The 18,176-nt window shown below is 63.8% G+C and carries 23 protein-coding genes; 7 read left to right on the top strand and 16 right to left on the bottom strand.

Features of this window, described 5'->3' with window-relative positions; genetic code table 11:
- Positions 1-21: 21 nt before the first annotated feature.
- Both AB4068_RS05395 and AB4068_RS05390 read right to left on the bottom strand, forming a co-directional pair.
- Positions 22-294: a DUF2277 domain-containing protein gene (locus tag AB4068_RS05395; RefSeq protein ID WP_059388822.1), complete on the bottom strand. Its 273-nt coding sequence runs from the start codon at positions 292-294 to the stop codon at positions 22-24.
- A 40-nt stretch (positions 295-334) separates the two neighbouring features.
- Positions 335-1,360, bottom strand: a complete 1,026-nt coding sequence (locus tag AB4068_RS05390) for an EamA family transporter (RefSeq protein WP_284988518.1) — start codon at positions 1,358-1,360, stop codon at positions 335-337.
- A gap of 70 nt (positions 1,361-1,430) precedes the next feature.
- Between AB4068_RS05390 and AB4068_RS05385 the strand changes: the two genes are divergently transcribed.
- The gene (locus AB4068_RS05385; RefSeq protein WP_441432843.1) at positions 1,431-1,979 is read left to right on the top strand and encodes a CGNR zinc finger domain-containing protein; all 549 of its coding nucleotides are present in this window, start codon (positions 1,431-1,433) and stop codon (positions 1,977-1,979) included.
- A gap of 128 nt (positions 1,980-2,107) precedes the next feature.
- Here AB4068_RS05385 and AB4068_RS05380 read toward each other — a convergent pair whose 3' ends face one another.
- The 3 genes from AB4068_RS05380 to AB4068_RS05370 form a co-directional block, all read right to left on the bottom strand.
- Positions 2,108-2,458 carry a hypothetical protein gene (locus AB4068_RS05380; RefSeq protein ID WP_059388825.1) on the bottom strand — a complete coding sequence of 117 codons (351 nt, stop codon included), beginning with the start codon at positions 2,456-2,458 and terminating at the stop codon, positions 2,108-2,110.
- A gap of 67 nt (positions 2,459-2,525) precedes the next feature.
- Positions 2,526-3,080, bottom strand: coding sequence for a hypothetical protein (locus tag AB4068_RS05375; RefSeq protein ID WP_059388826.1), 555 nt, complete (start codon positions 3,078-3,080; stop codon positions 2,526-2,528).
- A gap of 9 nt (positions 3,081-3,089) precedes the next feature.
- A complete protein-coding gene (locus tag AB4068_RS05370) occupies positions 3,090-4,433 on the bottom strand; it encodes an MATE family efflux transporter (RefSeq protein WP_284988521.1) in 1,344 nt (447 codons plus the stop codon).
- A gap of 193 nt (positions 4,434-4,626) precedes the next feature.
- Here AB4068_RS05370 and AB4068_RS05365 point away from each other — a divergent pair, with 193 nt between their 5' ends.
- Together AB4068_RS05365 and AB4068_RS05360 are read left to right on the top strand one after the other, a co-directional pair.
- Positions 4,627-5,061: a DoxX family protein gene (locus tag AB4068_RS05365; RefSeq protein WP_059388828.1), complete on the top strand. Its 435-nt coding sequence runs from the start codon at positions 4,627-4,629 to the stop codon at positions 5,059-5,061.
- Positions 5,062-5,165: 104 nt separating this feature from the next.
- Positions 5,166-6,134, top strand: coding sequence for an acyl-CoA thioesterase (locus tag AB4068_RS05360; RefSeq protein ID WP_284988522.1), 969 nt, complete (start codon positions 5,166-5,168; stop codon positions 6,132-6,134).
- 184 nt (positions 6,135-6,318) lie between these two features.
- Here AB4068_RS05360 and dnaB read toward each other — a convergent pair whose 3' ends face one another.
- On the bottom strand, positions 6,319-7,701 hold the full coding sequence (gene dnaB, locus AB4068_RS05355) for a replicative DNA helicase (RefSeq protein WP_059388830.1): 1,383 nt from the start codon (positions 7,699-7,701) through the stop codon (positions 6,319-6,321).
- A gap of 627 nt (positions 7,702-8,328) precedes the next feature.
- On the opposite strand from dnaB, the gene AB4068_RS05350 reads away from it, so the two are divergent.
- Entirely contained in the window at positions 8,329-8,808 is a 480-nt protein-coding gene (locus AB4068_RS05350) for a hypothetical protein (RefSeq protein ID WP_441432842.1), read from the top strand.
- Positions 8,809-8,811: 3 nt separating this feature from the next.
- Complete coding sequence (locus AB4068_RS05345; RefSeq protein WP_284988523.1) at positions 8,812-9,387, top strand: hypothetical protein; 576 nt, start codon at positions 8,812-8,814, stop codon at positions 9,385-9,387.
- 25 nt (positions 9,388-9,412) lie between these two features.
- Here AB4068_RS05345 and AB4068_RS05340 read toward each other — a convergent pair whose 3' ends face one another.
- From AB4068_RS05340 to rpsF, 7 genes are all read right to left on the bottom strand, one after another.
- Positions 9,413-9,772: a TFIIB-type zinc ribbon-containing protein gene (locus AB4068_RS05340; protein WP_284988524.1), complete on the bottom strand. Its 360-nt coding sequence runs from the start codon at positions 9,770-9,772 to the stop codon at positions 9,413-9,415.
- A gap of 75 nt (positions 9,773-9,847) precedes the next feature.
- Complete coding sequence (locus tag AB4068_RS05335) at positions 9,848-10,474, bottom strand: FMN reductase (RefSeq protein WP_284988525.1); 627 nt, start codon at positions 10,472-10,474, stop codon at positions 9,848-9,850.
- Positions 10,475-10,574: 100 nt separating this feature from the next.
- Positions 10,575-11,411, bottom strand: coding sequence for a PhzF family phenazine biosynthesis protein (locus AB4068_RS05330; RefSeq protein WP_441432859.1), 837 nt, complete (start codon positions 11,409-11,411; stop codon positions 10,575-10,577).
- A 187-nt stretch (positions 11,412-11,598) separates the two neighbouring features.
- Entirely contained in the window at positions 11,599-12,051 is a 453-nt protein-coding gene (gene rplI / locus AB4068_RS05325; protein ID WP_059388834.1) for a 50S ribosomal protein L9, read from the bottom strand.
- Positions 12,052-12,068: 17 nt separating this feature from the next.
- Complete coding sequence (gene rpsR / locus AB4068_RS05320) at positions 12,069-12,308, bottom strand: 30S ribosomal protein S18 (protein WP_003800144.1); 240 nt, start codon at positions 12,306-12,308, stop codon at positions 12,069-12,071.
- A gap of 125 nt (positions 12,309-12,433) precedes the next feature.
- Complete coding sequence (locus tag AB4068_RS05315; protein WP_078107100.1) at positions 12,434-13,009, bottom strand: single-stranded DNA-binding protein; 576 nt, start codon at positions 13,007-13,009, stop codon at positions 12,434-12,436.
- Positions 13,010-13,064: 55 nt separating this feature from the next.
- Entirely contained in the window at positions 13,065-13,370 is a 306-nt protein-coding gene (gene rpsF, locus AB4068_RS05310; RefSeq protein ID WP_028267876.1) for a 30S ribosomal protein S6, read from the bottom strand.
- Positions 13,371-13,629: 259 nt separating this feature from the next.
- Here rpsF and AB4068_RS05305 point away from each other — a divergent pair, with 259 nt between their 5' ends.
- Positions 13,630-13,968 carry a YnfA family protein gene (locus AB4068_RS05305; protein ID WP_441432841.1) on the top strand — a complete coding sequence of 113 codons (339 nt, stop codon included), beginning with the start codon at positions 13,630-13,632 and terminating at the stop codon, positions 13,966-13,968.
- A gap of 171 nt (positions 13,969-14,139) precedes the next feature.
- Entirely contained in the window at positions 14,140-14,811 is a 672-nt protein-coding gene (locus AB4068_RS05300; RefSeq protein ID WP_253257315.1) for a DUF1345 domain-containing protein, read from the top strand.
- Between the two features lies 1 nt (position 14,812).
- On the opposite strand, the gene AB4068_RS05295 is transcribed toward AB4068_RS05300, so the two are convergent.
- Genes AB4068_RS05295 through AB4068_RS05285 form a run of 3 tightly spaced genes read right to left on the bottom strand, consistent with a single transcriptional unit; the run spans position 14,813 to position 18,147 of the window.
- Positions 14,813-16,114, bottom strand: a complete 1,302-nt coding sequence (locus AB4068_RS05295) for a M18 family aminopeptidase (protein WP_441432840.1) — start codon at positions 16,112-16,114, stop codon at positions 14,813-14,815.
- 54 nt (positions 16,115-16,168) lie between these two features.
- A complete protein-coding gene (locus AB4068_RS05290; RefSeq protein ID WP_059388839.1) occupies positions 16,169-16,864 on the bottom strand; it encodes a response regulator in 696 nt (231 codons plus the stop codon).
- Positions 16,861-18,147, bottom strand: coding sequence for a sensor histidine kinase (locus AB4068_RS05285; RefSeq protein ID WP_441432839.1), 1,287 nt, complete (start codon positions 18,145-18,147; stop codon positions 16,861-16,863). Before AB4068_RS05285 ends, AB4068_RS05290 begins: the two co-directional genes overlap by 4 nt.
- Between the last annotated feature and the right edge of the window lie 29 nt (positions 18,148-18,176).

Here is an 18,176-nt window from a genome sequence, read left to right as displayed (position 1 = left end):
GAGCTAGCAGTTTGGGGGCAGCTAGGCCGTTCCGAACCGAACGGCCGCGCGTGCCCTCGCTTTGGCCGCCTCCTCGTCGCGATTGCGCGCTGGCGCATGGGTCACGAGCGAATCGAGCAGATGCTGGGTGATATGCGCGATCTCATGGACAGCCTCGGCGAAGGCCTCCTCGTTGGCCTTTGACGGCTTGGTGGTGCCGCTGATCTTGCGCACGTATTGCAGCGCTGCGGCTTCTACCTCTGCGGAGGTGGCTCGTGGCTCGAAATTGTGGAGGGTGTGGATGTTCCGGCACATATCAACATGCTAGGCCCAGTCCCCTATCAAGGCTCGGTTTTTAGAGCACCCTCTCCGAGGGCACCGGCTCGACGTCGTTCGCGTGGTCAAGCTCGGGGGCCACTTCGCCGAAGCCGGCAGCATCACGCTTGTCCGCCCGCAGTTCGTCGATTCGCACCAAGACCACTCCGCACACAATGAGTGCCCCGCCCACGAGCTGGATGGCTCCGGGCAGTTCGGCCAGCAACAGCCAGGCCCACACCACGGCGAACAACACTTCAGTGAGCGAGACGAAAGATGCCACCTTGGACCCAAGGCTTCGGGCTGCCATGATCCCCGTGACGTAGGACAGCACGGTGGACAGGATGACAAGGCCGGCGATCGAGACCCACCACGGCGTGGTCCACGGCCCGAGGTGCGTATCCGCCGTGGCGAAAGTCATGGATACCAGACCGGTCCCGCCGGCAATCCAGATAAGGATTGAGCCTGCCATGAGACCGCCGGCGGCCAGCACGATGGGCGGCAAGGTGTCGTTCTGCTTGGCCGTGATGAAGAAGTAGATGACCAGGCAGACGGCCGCGGCCATGCCCCACAGGACGCCGACGAAGTCGACCTTCACGGCGCCGGTGAGATCGAGCACCAGGACGAGTCCGCCGAGGGAAAGCAGCGTTCCAAGGGCGGTGAGGGCCCTGGGTCGGCGTCGGCTCGCGGCCCACAGCCACAAGACGATCATGGTTGGCGCGAGGTATTCGAGCAGGAGGGCGACCCCCACGGACAGCCTTGACACCGCATTGAAGTAGAAAAGCTGGCACCCCGCAACACCGATCACGCCGAACAACAGGATGGTGAGCCAGTTGTCCTTGAGCTGGTGCCAACGGCCCCGGAGAGCGATGACGGCCGGGATTACCAAGATGAGTGATGCGCCGCTCAATCGGATGGCAACTGCCGCGCCGGGGGTCCACCCGGTTTCCAGGAGGGACTTGGCGAACGAGCCGGACAAGCCGAAAACCGCTGAGGAAAAGAGCGCGAGCCCCAGGCCCGACGCCATGAAGCCCGCAGCACCAGCCCGGTTTGTTGCAGCTGACACAGCAGCCTCCTGTCAGGAGTAAAATGGGTTACGCTGCTGACAATACTCCCGAGAGATGTAAGGAGTCAAAGTGCTTTTTGCACCTGACACTGAAGTCGCGCTTCGAACCGTGGTCAATTTGATCAATACGGCCGCCAACGGGACCGAATCCCTCACGAGTGCCGCCGAGCTTCACGCCTTCCTTGACGCGGAAGAATTCACGGGGACCAGGGAGGGAACCGAGGCGGAATTGGCCAGCGTGAAGCGACTTAGGAGCCAGCTAACCTCCTTGTGGACAGCGGATGAGGACGCGGCCGCAAAGACCGTCAACCAACTCCTCACCGACGCGCGCGCACTTCCCCAGCTGGTCAAGCATGATCATTGGGATTGGCACCTACACGCAACCACCCCTGAGGCGCCCCTCGCGGAACGCATGGGCACGGAAGCTGCCATGGCACTTGTGGACGTCATCCGCAGCAAGGAAATGGACCGCCTGCGGGTGTGCGCAGCGGACGATTGCGACGCCGTCGTGCTGGACCTGAGCCGTAACCGCTCCAAGCTCTATTGCGACACGGGCAACTGCGCCAACCGGGCGCACGTCGCCGCTTACCGGGCCCGGAAAGCATCGGGGGCCGAATAAGGGGAGGGCGTCACGTCGTGCAGCTTTTCAAGGTGCACGACGGCGGCCTGCCCCGAGTTTCCCGGGTTGCGGCGGTGGCCAGCCGGCAAAAAGTTGCGTGGCGTGATGCGATAGGAGGCTAGGACGGCCTAGTCGGCGTCGGGGGTTTCCGTTTCGCTGCCCGCTTGGGGGGCCGCAGAACCGTGACCTTGGCCCGGTTTCCTGGAACTGAGGTTGACGCCCGAGCCCTTGCCGAGGTGCTCGGCGTTTTCCTTGTGGCTCATGGAAAGCATGGCGGCGAGGACGAGACTCACAATGAAGGCGATGCCGGCGCCGGTAAAGGCGAGGTCAAAGCGCGGAGTGCGGGCGCTGCCGCCGGAGGCGAAAATCAGCACAGCGAAGAAGATCACGACGCCCCAGAACGCGGAGAACATCAGCGGTCCCTTAACCGAGGTCCGCATCTTGCGCGGCTCTCCTGGTTTTTGGTCAGCCAAGGTCATTCCTCCAATGTGGGTGCTGGCGCCGTCTGCGCCTCGAGAGTTCTACGCAGGGTAGAACGTACGACTACTAGTTTACGGCCTCAGCGGAGGGGGTTCGCCCATCGTGCCGCAGGCTCAGGCCGGACAGCACCCACAAGACTCCCGAGATGATGGCGCCACCGCCGGCAACACCGAGAAGCGCGTGCGCTCCAAGGCTGATGAAAAACGGCAACGCAAGGGCGGTGCCGATGCCCACCACACCGGAAATGCTCCAGTCGCGGGCAAGCAGGTGACGTCCGCGGTGCCGGAATCCCTTGACCAGCTCAAACACCCCGAGCACCAGCAACCCGACGAGCGCGGAAACGCCAACGCCCGTGTCGGACTGCGTAATCAAGGCACCCACCCCTGCCAGGCCAACGACGGCGGCCGCGGCCGCCGGAACACTCGTAGCCAGGAACGCGGCGCCCGCGGTTGCGAGCAGATAGAGCCCGGCAGCCCAGGCCAGAACGTGAACGGATGGCGAGCCCCAGAAGACGGTCACGGCTCCAAACACCAGCGCAGCACCGGCGCGGAGAAGTACGGGCTTCCAGAGGGCGGCTGCTGCGGGCGTGGATGAAGTCGCTGAAGAGGCGGGGAGAGTCACCAGTCCAGTTTAGTGCGAACCGAGGACCATCCATTTGTCGGAGCGGGCGCGTAGCCCCAGAGTGACCCCGCGGGCCAGCATGTAGCCCAGCGCGAACGCGGCCCAGAGCCACACGAGCCCCGCCGCGCCGTCGGGCCTGGTCAGGTGGACTGCCGCCAACAGCGGCAGATAGACCGCGAGGTTCACGACGCCGGCAAGCGCCAGGTAGCGGGCATCGCCCGCGCCGATCAGGACGCCGTCCAGGACGAAGACGTATCCGGCGAGGGGCTGCCCGACGGCGAGTACCCACAGTGCCGCGGTGAGCGCGGACTGGACGCCGGCGTCGGAGGTGAACAGGAAGCCCGCCCACGGAGCGGCGCCCGCGAGGACTACACCGGTCACGACGCCGAAGCCCACGCCCCAGCGGATCATGGTGCGGGTGAGTTCGCGCGCACGCGCCGGATGGGAGGCGCCGAGTTCCTTGCCGATGAGGGCCTGCGCAGCAATCGCCAAGGCGTCCAGGGCGAAGGCGAGGAAGGAGAAAATGGTCATCGCGAGCTGGTGCGCGGCGAGGTTCACGGACCCTTGGGACGTGACCACCAGGACCGTGGCCAGGATAGCCAGGCGCAGGCTGAGGGTGCGGAGCATGAGCCATGAACCCACGGTGGTCATCGTGCGGATTCCGCGCCAATCCGGGCGCAGCGAAACGCCGTGGCGCCGGGCGTTCCGTCCCACTATGGCCAAATAGACGGCGGCCATGGCCCATTGAGCGATGCTGGTGCCGATGGCTGACCCCGCCACGGACAAATGGAGGCCGTAAACCAGGAACCAATTCAGGGCGATGTTGATAGCGAACCCCGCTGTTGCGACCACCAAAGGCGTGCGTGTGTCCTGCAATCCGCGCAACACGCCGGTTCCGGCGAAGATCAGCAGCATGGCGACGAGTCCCGGCATGGACCAACGCAAGTACTCCACACCGTATGCGCGCACCTCGCCGCTCGCTCCAAGCAACCCGACCAGCGGCTCAGCCGCGAAGAAGCCCGCCACTGCGAGGACGGCACCCAGCAGCAACGCCAGCCACACGCCGTCGCGCCCTGCGGCCAGCGCTTTGGCGAGCTTTCCGTCCCCGATGGCCCGGGCCACCGCGGGAGTTGTCGAATATGCCAGAAACACCATAAGTCCGACGGCGGTGTACAGCAGGGTAGAGGCCAGCCCCACGCCCGCCAGCTGAGGGACGCCAAGATGGCCCACAATGGCGGAATCGGCCAAAAGGAAGAGGGGTTCCGCGATGAGCGCCCCAAAGGCGGGGACAGCCAAGCGCAGGATCTCGCGGGCAGTGGAGGGCGCGATGGGACGGGTCACTGTTTGGGGCACTTTCCCAGCCTAGCGGGAGCCGCCGACACGCAGCTTGGGGGCTTATGCGGGACCGCGGAGGCGGTCTGACTGCGTCACCGTTGTTTGACACTTCCAGCAAAGTTCGAAAGGCTTGAGTTGAAGCTTCAACAAATTGGGCCTTGGCCTTGGAGCTTCACGACAGCCAACCGCTACCCGAAAACGGTGCAAAAACATGAACCAGTCCACCCTGACCAACACAGCCCTTACTGTCCTGCGCGTCATCGTCGGCTTCATCTTCGCCGCGCATGGCTGGCAGAAATTCAACGAGTTCACCATCGCCGGCACTCAGGCCGCCTTCGGCAAGATGGGCGTCCCCGCCGCCGATGTCGTGGCCCCGATCGTGGCAACCATCGAACTTGTCGGGGGCATTGCCCTCATTGCGGGCGTGCTGACACGCGTCTTCGCCGCCGTCCTTGCGCTGGACATGCTCGGCGCCCTGTTCCTGGTCCACGCTCCGGCCGGCCTGTTTGCGGACAAGGGCGGGTATGAACTCGTCCTGGCCCTCGCTGCCGCAGCCGCGGCTGTGGCCCTGACAGGCGCCGGACGGATCTCCATCGACGCCGCGGTCTTCGGCCGGAGGGGTTCAAAGCTGCGTATTCTCGCCTAGGATCGCGTGCACCACATCGCTGGCGACACCCAGGCCTGTCCGCTTGGGTGTCCCCAGCCCGTCATACAGCGCGCCGGTATCCACGCCGTCGATACACTCACGTCATGAGCGAGCTCCCCTCCCACTCCGTCACCCTGCGGTTCCTTGCTTCCCCCACCGACGTCGGACATAGCGGGTCCGTCGACGCCGGCACAGTCCTTGAGTGGGTGGACAAGGCCGCCTACGCGGCAGCCGTTGGCTGGGCGAAGTCCTATTGCGTCACGGCATATGTGGGCAACATCCATTTCGCCGACCCCGTGAACAGCGGAGACATGGTCGAGGTCGAAGCGACGATCGTCTATACGGGCCGCTCTTCCATGCACATCCGGACCATCGTGTCCTCCGGCGATCCCAAGGGCGGGCCGGCCACGATGCGCAGCCAGTGCCTGGTGATCTTCGTCGCGGTCGGTCCCGACGGGCGGCCGGTTCCAGTCCCCCAGTTCGAGCCTTCGACGCCGGAGGAAATCGAGCAACGCGACAACGCCCTCGCGCGGATTGCCGTGCGGGAAAAGATTGTCGAAGCCATGAACGCGCAGGAATATACCGACGCCGGCACAGCCGAACGCGTTGTCCTCCGCTTCATGGCGGCCCCCACTGACGTCAACTGGGGCGGAAAAGTCCACGGCGGCATTGTCATGAAGTGGATCGATGAGGCCGCCTACGTCTGCGCTTCCCGCTATTGCGGCAAGGACACCGTGGCCGTGTTCTCCGGGGGCGTGCGCTTCTACCGGCCATTGTTGATCGGCGATGTGGTGGAAGTCGAAGCCCGCCTCGTCTACACAGGCCATAAAGGCATGCATATTGCCGTGCACGTTCGCTCCGGGAACCCGAAGAGCCGTGAGATGAATCTCACCACCTACTGCCTCACGGTCATGGTTGCCAGGGACGAAACCGGCACGTCTGTTCCTATACCTCCCTGGGTGCCGGAAACCGACGAGGACCGGCGCCTTCATGCCCATGCCCGCGAACTGCTGGAGATCCGGGGACGGGCTCCCGGAAACCGAAGGCCGGATCATTTGCTTAACGGCCGGTAGGCGTTTCGTCCGGGTCTGGCGCCGCGAAGTTCAGGGCGGGAAGATGTCCTCATGGTGCCCGAGGAAAGGGTCGTCCGATGAAGGAGTGGCTCACGGTCACCGCCGAGGATCACGAGTCGTGGCTGGCACTGGCCCGTGAGGCCCTCGACTTCGTAGGGTCTGCGCACCACTAGGCAACCAGCGGCTAGAACCCGCCGCCGCCGGTCTCGCCCGCCATGTTCGCGAAGCGGGAGTAGTGTCCCTGGAAGGCAACCACGATGTCCTTGGTGGGACCATTACGGTGCTTGGCGATGAGAATGTCGGCCTCTCCGGCACGGGGGGATTCCTTGTCGTAGACGTCTTCGCGGTGGAGAAGGATGACCATGTCGGCGTCCTGCTCGATGGAACCCGATTCACGGAGGTCCGAAACCATGGGCCGCTTGTCTTGGCGCTGTTCGGATCCACGGTTGAGCTGCGAGAGCGCGATGACCGGAACCTGGAGCTCCTTGGCCAACAGCTTGAGGGCACGCGAGAACTCGGAGACTTCCTGCTGGCGGGACTCCACCTTTTTGCCGGAGCTCATGAGCTGGAGGTAGTCGAGGATCACCAGTTTGAGGTCGTGCTGCTGCTTCAGGCGACGGCACTTTGCCCTGATTTCCATGAGGGACATATTGGGGCTGTCATCGATGAACAGCGGAGCGTCGTTCATGCGGCCCATAGTGGTGGCGATCTTGGACCACTGCTCGTCCTTGATGGTGCCCTTGCGCAGGTCCTGGAGGCCGATGGTGGCTTCCGCGGACAGCAGGCGCATCGCGATTTCGTTGCGTCCCATTTCCAGGGAGAACATCACGGTGGCGAGGTTGTTCTTGATGGCAGCGGAACGGGCGAAGTCAAGCGCGAACGTGGACTTACCGACGGCGGGGCGCGCGGCGATGACGATCATCTGGCCGGGGTGAAGACCATGGGTGAGCTCATCGAGTTCGTAGAACCCGGTGGGTACGCCCGTCATGCCCTCCCCGCGGTGGCCGGATGCCTCGATCTCATCAACGGTGGATTCCATGACGTCCTTGAGCGCCACGTAGTCTTCCGCAGTGCGGCGTTCGGCCACGGCATAGATCTCGGCCTGGGCTTGGTTGACGAGGTCTTCGACCTCTCCGTCCTGGCCGTACCCCATCTGGACGATCTTGGTGCCGGCATTCACGAGCCGGCGCAGGACGGCGCGCTCAGCAACGATTTCGGCGTAGTAGCCAGCGTTGGCCGCCGTGGGCACGGTCTGGATCAGTTCGTGCAGGTAGGCAGGGCCGCCGATCCGGTTGATCTCGCCGCGCTTGGTGAGCTCATCGGACACGGTGACGGCATCGGCAGGTTCGCCGCGGCCGTAGAGGTCGATGATGGACTCGTAGATCGTCTCGTGGGCGGGACGGTAGAAGTCATGTCCGCGCACAATTTCCACGACGTCGGCGATGGCATCCTTGGACAGCATCATGCCGCCGAGAACTGATTGTTCAGCGGGGATGTCCTGGGGAGGTTTGCGGCTGGCGTCCGAGGTCCGGCCGCCCTCGATCGAATCCAAGTGCGTAACTGACAAAGCCGTCCTCCATTGTGTACCGCGAAGATAACTGTTCCCGGCGGTGCGGTAGGCCAATGTCCCGTGTGGGTTGCTCCGACCGCGCCGTTTATGCCGGCTGGTCCAAACTGTTCCGTAGGGCACCGACAATTTTGGTTTTCCCAAGATTTCCACAACTTATCCACAGAAAGGTCCGCAGGCGCGCTGCTTTTCAACGGCACCAAGGTGCCGTCCACAAGAAACAGGGGTTTTCCAAGTACCTAAAGCAGGTACTCAGCCACGTTAGCCCTGCTTTTCCGAGGCACCAAGCCGGACCTGTGGATAAAGCGTGGAATACATACCCCTACTTGTGCACAGTCTGTGCATGACCCTGTGGAAAGAGAAATTCTTTTTCCGGCAAATAGCCTCTGAGCTGGGAAAACGTTCTTCGAGCCATGTGGATCAAAAGTATTTTCCTCCACGGATCATCCACAGGGCGATTCGCTCAATCCAGGCTCCGGTCCCCGCCTGACGGCCGAAAGGGGGATAAATATGCCAAAAATGTGATACTCCCCACAAATCAGCCTGAAATTTGACAGTCGGCTCTCAGAAGCTATGCCAAAGCAGGAATGTGCTGTGGATAACCGCGTTCTGACATAAGCTCTAGGTATGGGTTTCACCATTGGGGATGTACTGCTGGTCGCAATGCCCGTTGTCATCCTTGTGGCCGTGATTTGGGCCCTGACGGCGGCATTCAAGCCACGCAACTCGGGGCTGTCAGACGCCGAACGATATCAACGGGAGCTGGCCGCCCGCTCGGCAGCCCACCAGGCCGCCCAAGTGCAAGCGGCGACGGCAGCGAGGGCCCGCATCGATGCATCCACACGGCCCAGCCAGAATGCGCAGCAACAGTCCCAGCAGGACAGCCAGTCGCGGGCGGCACTGAGGGCTCAAGCCGGGGCTGGCCCGGGAGTCGGCCAGGCCGGCTACAACGGTCCCATCCTCCCCAACGGGCAGTTGAATCCACAGTTCGCCCTGCAGCTGCAGGGCATGGTCCGCGGCGGGCAGAAAATCCAGGCCATCAAGCTCCTGCGCCAGACGACCCACTCGGACTTGTTGACCGCCAAGAACTACATAGATCGGCTTTAGCGCATGTCTTCCCTACTCGTTCCGGTCTTGATCCTGGCGGCCGTCGTCGTCGGCGTGCTGCTGATGAGCCGTGTGCTCGCCCGCCGCTCAGCGGAACTCCGCGGAAATGCGGCCACCCACAAAGCTGCCGTGGATCCCGTCGAGCTGGCCCGCGAGGCCGCCGCGAAGCTCAGCGAGGATCAACACCGGCAGCTGTATTCCCTGATCGCCCAAGGTCAGGCCATGGCGGCCATCAAGCTGTACCTCAGCGCCACCGGAGAGGGCCTGCGCGCCTCACGGGACGCCGTCGGCGCCCTTGCGGCGCACCCGCAGCCCTTCCGCAAGCCCGAACCCGCCCCGCAGGACCTCATGCCCGACGACGACGAGCCGGAGCACTTCCCGTACCGGTACCGCGCAATCGTCAGCAAGGGCGACGTCACGCGTGAAGTGAGCAGCAATATGCTCAATGACGAGATCTACGGCCGGATCCGCACCCTGGCCAAGAGCGGCGACGTCGAAGCCGCGGCATTGGCCCTGACCAAGCATTCCGACATCAGCATGAAGCAGGCCAGGGAGTTCATCGAGCTGCTGGAGGACTAGCCCGGGCCGGGCGAGCCCTCACGTCCTAGAAGTCGAACAGGTCCCCCAACCAGCCTTCCTTTTTCTTGGGCCGCCGACGGTCATAGTCGCGGTTGTGACCTTGCTTGCCGTAGTTCCGGTCGTCAAGGCGTGGCCTGTCATTCCCGGCATAGCGGGGATCCTGGGTCTCGTAGGCCGGGTTGCCATACAGCGGCGGTGGCGTGAGTCCGTCCACCGGAGCCGGCGGCGCGGTGGATCCAGCCCCGAATCCGCCGGCGGCACGGTCAATAATCTTGTCGAGCTCGCCGCGGTCCAGCCACACTCCTCTGCACTGCGGGCAGTAATCGATCTCCACACCGCTGCGCTCACTCATTACCAGGTCAATTGAATCCACGGGACACTTCATGTTCGGGTCAACGAGCCGGCCGCCGGAAAAGTTCGGCCGGCTCGCCCTGTACGAACCGGCCTCGGACTACCTCGCCTAGCGTGCCGCGGTGATCCCCGCGAGGAGCTGCTCAAAAGGCAGGGATTCCATCGCGTCCGCCTTGCGGTGCGGCTGCTCGCCGCTCAGGAGCCGGGCAAGCTCGCCGGCCGCGCGGTCCACGCGGACCGATAGCGGCGACGCGCCGTCGTCGGTGTTTCCCCAGTCCTGGGGTCCGGCGAAAACGGACGTCTGGGTTATCCGGGTCCGAAGGTAGGTGAAGAGCGGACGCATGGCGTAGTCGAGCACCATTTGGTGCCGGTCGGTGCCGCCCGTGGCGCCCAGGAGGACTGCCTTCCCGTCCAGGGACTTGGGGTCCAGCACGTCGATGAAGGACTTGAACAGCCCGCTGTAGGAGGCGCTGAAGACGGGAGTGACGGCGATGATGCCATCGGAATCCTCGACGCCGGCGATCACCTCCGCGAGGCGCGGCGCGGCATAGCCGGTGACGAAGTTGTTGGCGATATCCACGGCAAGGTCCCGGAGTTCGACAATGTCCACGCGGACCTCGTAGCCGGCATCGCCCAGCTGGCGCTTGGCCGACGCGGCGAGCTGGTCTGCAAGGAGCCTGCTCGACGACGGTACGCCAAGTCCGGCGGAAAGGACGGTTATGCGGCGGGTCTCCATGGCTGTCTCCTGTTGCTAGGCGGTTCGATGGCTTCAAACCAGAGTACATGCGTTTGCATCTATACTCCCAAACTGCAGCTCCGCGCCTTTTATTCCCCCGCTACAGGCGGACCGTTCCCTGGATGCACATCACCGAGCTCCCACCCACCCAGGTCTCGCCGTCTTCCACCGCGACGTGGATCCGTCCCGCCCGGCCCAGCACGGTGCCCTGCGCGGCGACGTACTGCTCCGGAGCCCGGCCGCTGCCGATCAGCCACTGGGCAGCCCCCGCATTGAAACTTCCCGTCACGGGGTCCTCCACCATGGCGTCTCCCGGAATGAACGTCCGGACTTCGAAATCGACTCCGGCGCCCGGTTCATGAGGACCGATCACACCGACCTTCAGATCCCCCAACGCCGCAAGGTCCGGCTCAAGGCCAAGGACCTGCTCGGCCGACTCGAGGAGCACGCCAATCCATTGAGGCCCGTTGACCAGCCACGATGCATCCAGGAGCGCCGCTTGGGGCAGCCGGAGGCCGGCGGCCAGCTGTTCGATGGTTCCTTCGTCCACGGGCCCGAAGCGGGTCAGTGGCGGCGCAGCGAACGCGAGCCGGCCGCCGTCGAGCTTTACCTTGACCAAGCCTGCGCCACATTCCTGAACCAGCATCCCGTCCTGTTTCGGCACTCCGCCGGCCGCCAGCCAGGCATGCGCCGAGCCAAGCGTCGGATGTCCCGCGAAAGGAAATTCCTCGCTGCCGGTGAAGATGCGAACGCGGTAGTCGGCAGCAGGATCGCTCGGCGGCAGCAGGAAGGTGGTCTCGGACAAGTTGGTCCAGTGGGCAAAGTGCTGCATCTGCTCGGGGCTGAGCCCCTCAGCGTCGACGACGACTGCAAGCGGATTGCCGAGGTACGGCACGTCGGTGAAGACATCCACTTGCGAGAAGGGCCTGGTGCGCATGGTTTCAAGGTTCACCCCGGCAGGCTATCAAGTTCCCCCGTCTTCCTTAGCGCGAACTGGCAGCTAATGCCCGTAGCGAGGCCGCCGGAGGGCATCTACTGCCAGTTCGCGCCCCCGAAAGCGCATATAGCAAAGGACCCCCGCCTCCGGAAACCGGGGACGGGGGTCCTTCGAGCTACGTCAGAGATTATTTCCCTGCAACGACCTCAAGGTCGATGACAGCGGAAACGTCCTCGTGCAGGCGGACGTTGGCCTGGTACGAACCAAGGGACTTGATGTGGTTCGGCAGTTCAACGTTGCGCTTGTCGATGGAGCCGAGGCCAGCGGCCTCAACTGCAGCAGCGACATCAGCCGGCTTGACGGTGCCGAAGAGACGACCGGACTCGCCGGCCTTCACTACGAGCTTGACCTTCTTGGAAGAAAGCGCAGAGGCCTGGGCCTGTGCAGCTTCGACCGAAGCGTGGGCACGAGCAGCGCGGGCAGCCTTGATGGACTCAACCTGCTTCTCGCCACCCTTGGTCCAGGTCAGAGCGAAGCCGCGGGGCAGCAGGAAGTTACGTGCGTAACCGTCCTTGACCTCGACAACATCGCCAGCAGCACCGAGACCGGTTACTTCGTGGGTCAGAATGAGCTTTGCCATATTAGTTAATCCCTTCCTTAGCCGCGGCCAGCGCCGGAGTAAGGCAGCAGAGCAACTTCGCGGGCGTTCTTGATTGCCTGGGCGATTTTGCGCTGTTCCTGCACCGTGACGCCAGTGACGCGACGGGCGCGGATCTTTCCGCGGTCGGAGATGAACTTGCGCAGCAATGCTACGTCCTTGTAGTCGATGACGGTGATGTCAGCGGCCTTCAAGGGGTTGGACTTTGGTTTGGGCTTACGGAGTTCAGCCTTAGCCATCGTGGAGCTCCTTTTCTATGGAGCCCGTGGAATGGATCCACGGGATGGTGGTGCTCGACGGCGGTCGCCACCCGGGTGCCTTGCGGCACGTCCGGCGGGTTCCGGCGTCGAACTTTTATGAGTGTTTAGAAGGGAGGTTCGGAATCCGGGCCGTTGCCCCATCCACCCGCATTGCTGACGCCCGGGGTAGCCCAGGGGTCTTCCTGCGGTGCGGATTGGCCGCCGCCCCACGTTCCGCCGGAGTTGCCGCCCTGGTTTGCACCAGCGCCGCCACCTCCGAAGCCGCCGCTATTGTTGCCGCCGCCGAAGCCGCCCTGGCCACCCTGACCGCCGGAGCGCTGGGTGCGGTTGACCTTGGCATTGGCGTAACGCAGGCTCGGGCCGATTTCATCGACTTCGAGCTCGATAACGGTGCGCTTCTCGCCTTCCTTGGTTTCGTAGGAACGGCTCTTCAGGCGGCCGGAAACGATCACGCGCATGCCCTTGGTGAGGGATTCGGCGACGTTTTCGGCTGCTTCGCGCCATACCGATGCGCGGAGGAACAGGGTTTCCCCGTCCTTCCACTCATTGGACTGGCGGTCGAAGGTCCGGGGAGTAGAAGCGATGGTGAAGTTCGCTACCGCCGAGCCTGACGGTGTGAACCGCAGTTCGGGGTCATTGGTGAGATTACCGATGACCGTAATAGTGGTTTCGCCTGCCATCTACTGCCTCCTTGTTCGTTCCTGCGGGGTAAAGAATGAAAGCCTGGAGCTGAAATTACTCAGCAACGACCTTCTGCTCTTCGGGGCGGGTGATCTTGGTGCGCATGATGGTCTCGTTGAGACTCAGCTGGCGGTCAAGTTCCTTGGCGGTTTCCGGCTTGGCGGTGAAGTTCACCACAGCGTAGATACCTTCGGACTTCTTCTTGATGTCGTAAGCGAGGCGACGGCGGCCCCAGATGTCAACCTTTTCGATGGTTCCACCATCGGTGGTGATGACATTGAGGAACTTCTGAAGCGACGGCTCTACGGTACGCTCTTCGACCTCGGGGTCGATGATTACCATCAATTCGTAAGGACGCATATGTGAACCCACCTCCTTTGGGCTAAGCGGTTACGGCATTTCCGTAACAGGAGGTTCATTTGCGATGAACAGTGCTGATGACCGCTTCCAGAAGCGGAAGCAGGCGCAGCACAGACTTCAATATCTTAGTCCATTTCCCGCCTCTAAGCCTATTCGGCGTGTCGGCATGGTGGAATGCGCGGCGCCGCGTATGTGGATAACCCAGATGTGTGGATAACCCGCGTGGAACGGCGACGCCAGGCTCAGGCAGACTGAACCCATGACCGTCCTCAAATCCGTCGCACTCTTTATCCTCGCGGCCATCGCCGAGATCGGCGGGGCCTGGCTCGTGTGGCAATCGGTCAGGGAGACCAAACCGTGGTGGTGGGCGGGCCTCGGTATCGCAGCCTTGGGTATCTACGGTTTCGTGGCGGCGTTCCAGCCTGACGCACACTTCGGCCGCGTGCTTGCCGCTTACGGCGGGGTGTTCATCGCCGGATCGTTGGCTTGGGGAATGCTTATGGATGGCTTCCGCCCGGACCGTTGGGACATCATCGGCGCCATGATCTGCATCTTCGGAGTGGCCGTCATCATGTTCGCGCCCCGGCCGGGCAGCTAAGGCGTCACGGCAGCTAAGCCGTCAACGCCGCTAAGCCGTCACGCTGTGCAACTTTCTGGACCGTCCGACGTCGGGATCCCCCGGTTTTCCGGGGCGCTGCTCCATGCATGAGCCCAAAAGTCTGCGTGGCGTGACCCCTGAGCCTCCAGCCAGGCGTGCCATGATCTGACTATGAACGCCGCAGCAAAGAACCAAGGTCCGAAGTCTGCCCGTGCCAAACGTTCCCGATTGCGATTCTTGCTGATGATCGTCACCGGCATCGCTGCCGCAGTGGCGACCGGAATTTGGGGACAGTGGATCTACGCGCCCGCGGCGGGCTGGGCAGTGGCCGCCGTGGTCTACAACATCTTCGTGTGGACAGTCATCACTCGGATGAAGGCCGATCAGACCAGAAGCCACGCCAGGGAAGAAGATCCACGGCGCTCCACGGCCGATCTCCTGATCCTGTGTGCCGCCGTCGGCTCCCTCGCAGCCTTCGTCCTGGTGATGTTCGGCGCGAAGGACGCGCACGGCGTCGACAAATTCATGCTCGCCCTGCTGGCCCTCGTCGGTGCCGTGGCGTCGTGGCTGCTGGTGCACACCCTCTTCACCCTGCGCTATGCCGAGGTGTACTACACGTCCGATCCGCCCGGCGGCATCGAGTTCAACCAAAAGGAACCGCCGCAATACACGGACTTCGCCTACATGGCGTTCAGCCTCGGGATGACGTACCAGGTTTCGGACACGTCGATCACCACCAGGGCAATGCGGTCTGCCGCCTTGCGGCACAGCCTGCTCGCCTACGTTTTCGGCGTCGGGATCCTGGCCACCACCATCAACCTCGTGGTGAGCCTGGCGTCTTGAGCTAGATCGCCGTGCGGAAGAACAACTCCGTCACCGTGGCCAGGTGGTGCGGGTCTTCAACGCCGCATAGCTCGCGTGCGGAGTGCATCGACAGAAGGGGCACGCCGACGTCGACCGTCCGGATCCCCAGGCGGGTGGCCGTCAGCGGACCGATGGTGGAGCCGCACGGGACGTCGTTATTGGAGACGAACTCCTGGTAGGGGATACCCGCCTCGCCGCAGAGCCGCGCCCAGAATGCCGCGCCGGTAGCGTCCGTGGCGTACCGCTGGTTCGCGTTGATCTTGAGAAGCGGTCCGCCATTGAGGATCGGTCGGTTGGCCGGATCGTGCCGCTCCGGGTAGTTGGGGTGGACGGCGTGGCCGGCATCCGCGGAAACACAGAACGACGCCGACAACGCCTGGCGCCGTTCGCTCACCGTTGCGCCCAATCCGTCGGAGATCCGGGTGAGGATGTCTTCGAGGATGGGTCCGCAGGCGCCCGAGCGCGAGGCAGAGCCGATTTCTTCGTGGTCGAAGGCGGCCAGGACCGCGATGGGACCGGCAGCCGGCGCGCCCGCGGTTGCGTGCGCAATGAGTGCCGCGAGCCCGGCGTGGGTTGAGGAGAGGTTGTCGAGCCGCCCCGATGCAAACAGTTCGCCCTTGGCACCGAACTGCTCAGGTGCCTGGGTGTCCGCGACGACGATGTCGTAGCCGCCGATCTGCGCCGGATCCACGGAAACCCCGGCCACCGAGTCCGCCAGGATTGCCAGGACATCCGCGGAATCGGGATCGCCGAGGCCGAACACGGGGTTCATGTGATGTTGCTTGTCCAGCGTGAGGCCGTCATTGACGGCCCGGTCCAGGTGGATGGCCAATTGCGGGAAGCGCAGGAGCGGTCCGGTTGCCGTGAGGTGCTGGGTGCCGTCCAGCATCACGAGGCGCCCTGCGAGCCGAAGCTCACGGTCCAGCCAGGAGTTCAACAAGGGTCCGCCGTAGACTTCGACGCCGGCCTGCAGCCAACCGAACTTGCCCGTTGTCGGCTTGGGCTTGAGCTTGAAAGACGGAGAATCCGTGTGGGCGCCAAGGATATTGAATGCCGTGGTCGGAGTGGCGCCTTCCGGCGTCACCCATGCAATGAGGGCGCCGTCCCGGATCACGTAGAAGCTGCCAGCCCCGCCTTCCCAATGCTGAAGTTCATCAAGGGCCGTGAAACCGGCCGCATCGAGCCGGCGCGCGGCCTCGTTGACGGCGTGGAAGCTCGACGGCGATGCGCTGACATACGCGCCAAGGTCCTGGATGTGTTCTGCAGCGGAGTTCGAAGGCATGGCTCCGAGTCTAGCCGCGGCCGCGGACGTCGCCGGCGAGGCGTTATCGCGTCACTAGTAATCCGGGTTGCTCGGGATCACGAGTCCTGTTTCGTAGGCGTAGACCACCACTTGGACCCGGTCCCGCAGGTGCAGCTTGGTGAGGATGCGCCGGACGTGGGTCTTGACCGTGGCTTCGGACAAAAAGAATTTGTGGGCGATTTCGGCGTTGGAGAGCCCTCCGGCGATAGCCTCCAGCATCTCGGTTTCGCGGGGGGTCAATTCTTCGAGCAGTGGATCGCGGGCAGGGGCTGCGGCCTGGCCGGGAACGCGGCCTCCGCGGACGTAGGTTTCCAGGAGCCGCTGGGTGACCCTCGGAGCAACCACGGCGTCGCCGCTGGCCACGAGCCGGACGCCTTGGACCAACTCGGCAGGCGCAACATCCTTGAGCAGGAAGGCGGAAGCCCCAGCTTGCAAGCCGGAGAAGGCATACTCGTCGAGGTCGAAAGTGGTCAGGATGATGATCCTGGCGTTGGTTGACGAGGCCGTGATCCGCCGTGTGGCTTCGATTCCATCCATGGCGGGCATCCGGACGTCCATGAGCACGACGTCGGGTTCCAGTTCCTTCACCTTCCGCACGGCTTCGGCACCGTCGGAGGCTTCGCCCACCACTTCGAGGTCGTCCTCGCCTTCGAGGATGAGCCGAAATCCCATGCGTAGCAGGGGCTGGTCGTCGACCAATAGAACCCTGATGGGAGCATTGTCTGTCATGATTTCCCCTTGTCGCCATTCCATTTCAGCTCCGCATGGACCCGCCATCCGCCGTGGATTCCAGGACCGGCATCCACGGTTCCGGCATAAATTCCCGCACGTTCACGCATTCCCGCGATGCCTTGGCCCGTGCCCAGGGCCGCCTCTTCGGTTCCCGGCTCCCGGGAGCCCCTGCCGTCGTCGAGCACTTCAATGGTGACCGAGTCACCCTCCCGCACGATCCGCACATCCACTTGGCTCAAGGAGCGCCCGTACCTGAGCACGTTGGTCAGGGATTCCTGCACGATCCGGTAGACCGTGAGTTGCAACGCCGGGTCTTCAGGAAGGGCAGGGCCCGTGTGTGAATAGTGCAACGGCAGCCCCGCCGTCCGGAATCCGTCCAGGAGTTTGCTCAGGTCGTGCCCGGAAACCAAGGGCTCCAGGGGCGCCGGGCGCGCGGAGTCCTCCCGCAGCACGCCGAGGACGCGGCGCATATCAGCCAGCGCAGTCCTGCCGGTGCGCGAGAGTTCGCCAAGCACCTCACCCGCGCGCTCAGGATCCTTCTTGACCACGACGGCGGCACCGTCCGAGAGGCTGATCATGACCGTCAGCGAGTGGGCCACGACGTCGTGCATCTCGCGGGCGATCCGGTTGCGTTCGGTGACGGAACCCAAGCGGGCCGTGCGGGCAGCCCAGGCCCTGATTTCGCTCTCATGCTCACGCCGCTGCCGCACCGAAATGCCGATGCCGGTGGCGATCAGGTTGGACAACAAAATACTGACCGCCGCCGCAATGTTGCTGATGAGGTGGAAATTCTCCGGAATCGCCTCTCCGTTGGCAGGGGCAGCCGGACTGGTCCACATGAAGAGATACACGAGCGTCAGGGGCAGGCTCGCCGCGCCGAACACCGTCAACGCGAAGGTCCGGGCCCTCGCCACGGCCACCGCATACAGCGCAAACCACAATCCCGCCGAGACGTTCGAACCCCAGGGATTCAGCAGCGTCACGGCCACTTCGAGGACCGCAACGGTCGCGGTGACACTCAGCGGATTGCGGCGTCGAAGGAACAGGATGGCGGCGATGGCAACGAGCAGCAGGGCGGCGAACCATTTGCCGTCCACGATGGAGCTGATCAGCGTAGGCAGTGCCAGGAGCGAATAGCAAAGCACCACCACCGCGTCCATGACGCGGTGGTGCTCAAAGAGATAGCGGCGGATCCTGCCACGGCGCCGCAGCGTGATTTCAGCAAAGGACGCGTCGGCCACGTGGGCCGACGCGTCCTGTGCTGGCAACTCTTCACTCATGGCTTGAGCCTAGTGGCCTTGCCCGGAGT

It is taken from the genome of Arthrobacter sp. 2RAF22 (genome assembly GCF_052115325.1).
In the GTDB taxonomy this organism is placed as follows: Bacteria; Actinomycetota; Actinomycetes; order Actinomycetales; family Micrococcaceae; genus Arthrobacter.
Note: the sequence above shows the minus strand (reverse complement) of the source record. Positions and strands in the feature narration are given on the sequence as shown.

Excerpts from the sequence above, each read along its gene's own strand:
- AB4068_RS05395 (WP_059388822.1), bottom strand. The coding sequence starts at position 294 with ATGTGCCGGAACATCCACACCCTCCACAATTTCGAGCCACGAGCCACC.
- AB4068_RS05380 (WP_059388825.1), bottom strand. The coding sequence starts at position 2,458 with ATGACCTTGGCTGACCAAAAACCAGGAGAGCCGCGCAAGATGCGGACC.
- AB4068_RS05365 (WP_059388828.1), top strand. The coding sequence starts at position 4,627 with ATGAACCAGTCCACCCTGACCAACACAGCCCTTACTGTCCTGCGCGTC.
- AB4068_RS05360 (WP_284988522.1), top strand. The coding sequence starts at position 5,166 with ATGAGCGAGCTCCCCTCCCACTCCGTCACCCTGCGGTTCCTTGCTTCC.
- AB4068_RS05350 (WP_441432842.1), top strand. The coding sequence starts at position 8,329 with ATGGGTTTCACCATTGGGGATGTACTGCTGGTCGCAATGCCCGTTGTC.
- AB4068_RS05345 (WP_284988523.1), top strand. The coding sequence starts at position 8,812 with ATGTCTTCCCTACTCGTTCCGGTCTTGATCCTGGCGGCCGTCGTCGTC.
- AB4068_RS05340 (WP_284988524.1), bottom strand. The coding sequence starts at position 9,772 with ATGAAGTGTCCCGTGGATTCAATTGACCTGGTAATGAGTGAGCGCAGC.
- AB4068_RS05335 (WP_284988525.1), bottom strand. The coding sequence starts at position 10,474 with ATGGAGACCCGCCGCATAACCGTCCTTTCCGCCGGACTTGGCGTACCG.
- AB4068_RS05330 (WP_441432859.1), bottom strand. The coding sequence starts at position 11,411 with ATGCGCACCAGGCCCTTCTCGCAAGTGGATGTCTTCACCGACGTGCCG.
- rplI (WP_059388834.1), bottom strand. The coding sequence starts at position 12,051 with ATGGCAAAGCTCATTCTGACCCACGAAGTAACCGGTCTCGGTGCTGCT.
- rpsR (WP_003800144.1), bottom strand. The coding sequence starts at position 12,308 with ATGGCTAAGGCTGAACTCCGTAAGCCCAAACCAAAGTCCAACCCCTTG.
- AB4068_RS05315 (WP_078107100.1), bottom strand. The coding sequence starts at position 13,009 with ATGGCAGGCGAAACCACTATTACGGTCATCGGTAATCTCACCAATGAC.
- rpsF (WP_028267876.1), bottom strand. The coding sequence starts at position 13,370 with ATGCGTCCTTACGAATTGATGGTAATCATCGACCCCGAGGTCGAAGAG.
- AB4068_RS05305 (WP_441432841.1), top strand. The coding sequence starts at position 13,630 with ATGACCGTCCTCAAATCCGTCGCACTCTTTATCCTCGCGGCCATCGCC.
- AB4068_RS05300 (WP_253257315.1), top strand. The coding sequence starts at position 14,140 with ATGAACGCCGCAGCAAAGAACCAAGGTCCGAAGTCTGCCCGTGCCAAA.
- AB4068_RS05295 (WP_441432840.1), bottom strand. The coding sequence starts at position 16,114 with ATGCCTTCGAACTCCGCTGCAGAACACATCCAGGACCTTGGCGCGTAT.
- AB4068_RS05290 (WP_059388839.1), bottom strand. The coding sequence starts at position 16,864 with ATGACAGACAATGCTCCCATCAGGGTTCTATTGGTCGACGACCAGCCC.
- AB4068_RS05285 (WP_441432839.1), bottom strand. The coding sequence starts at position 18,147 with ATGAGTGAAGAGTTGCCAGCACAGGACGCGTCGGCCCACGTGGCCGAC.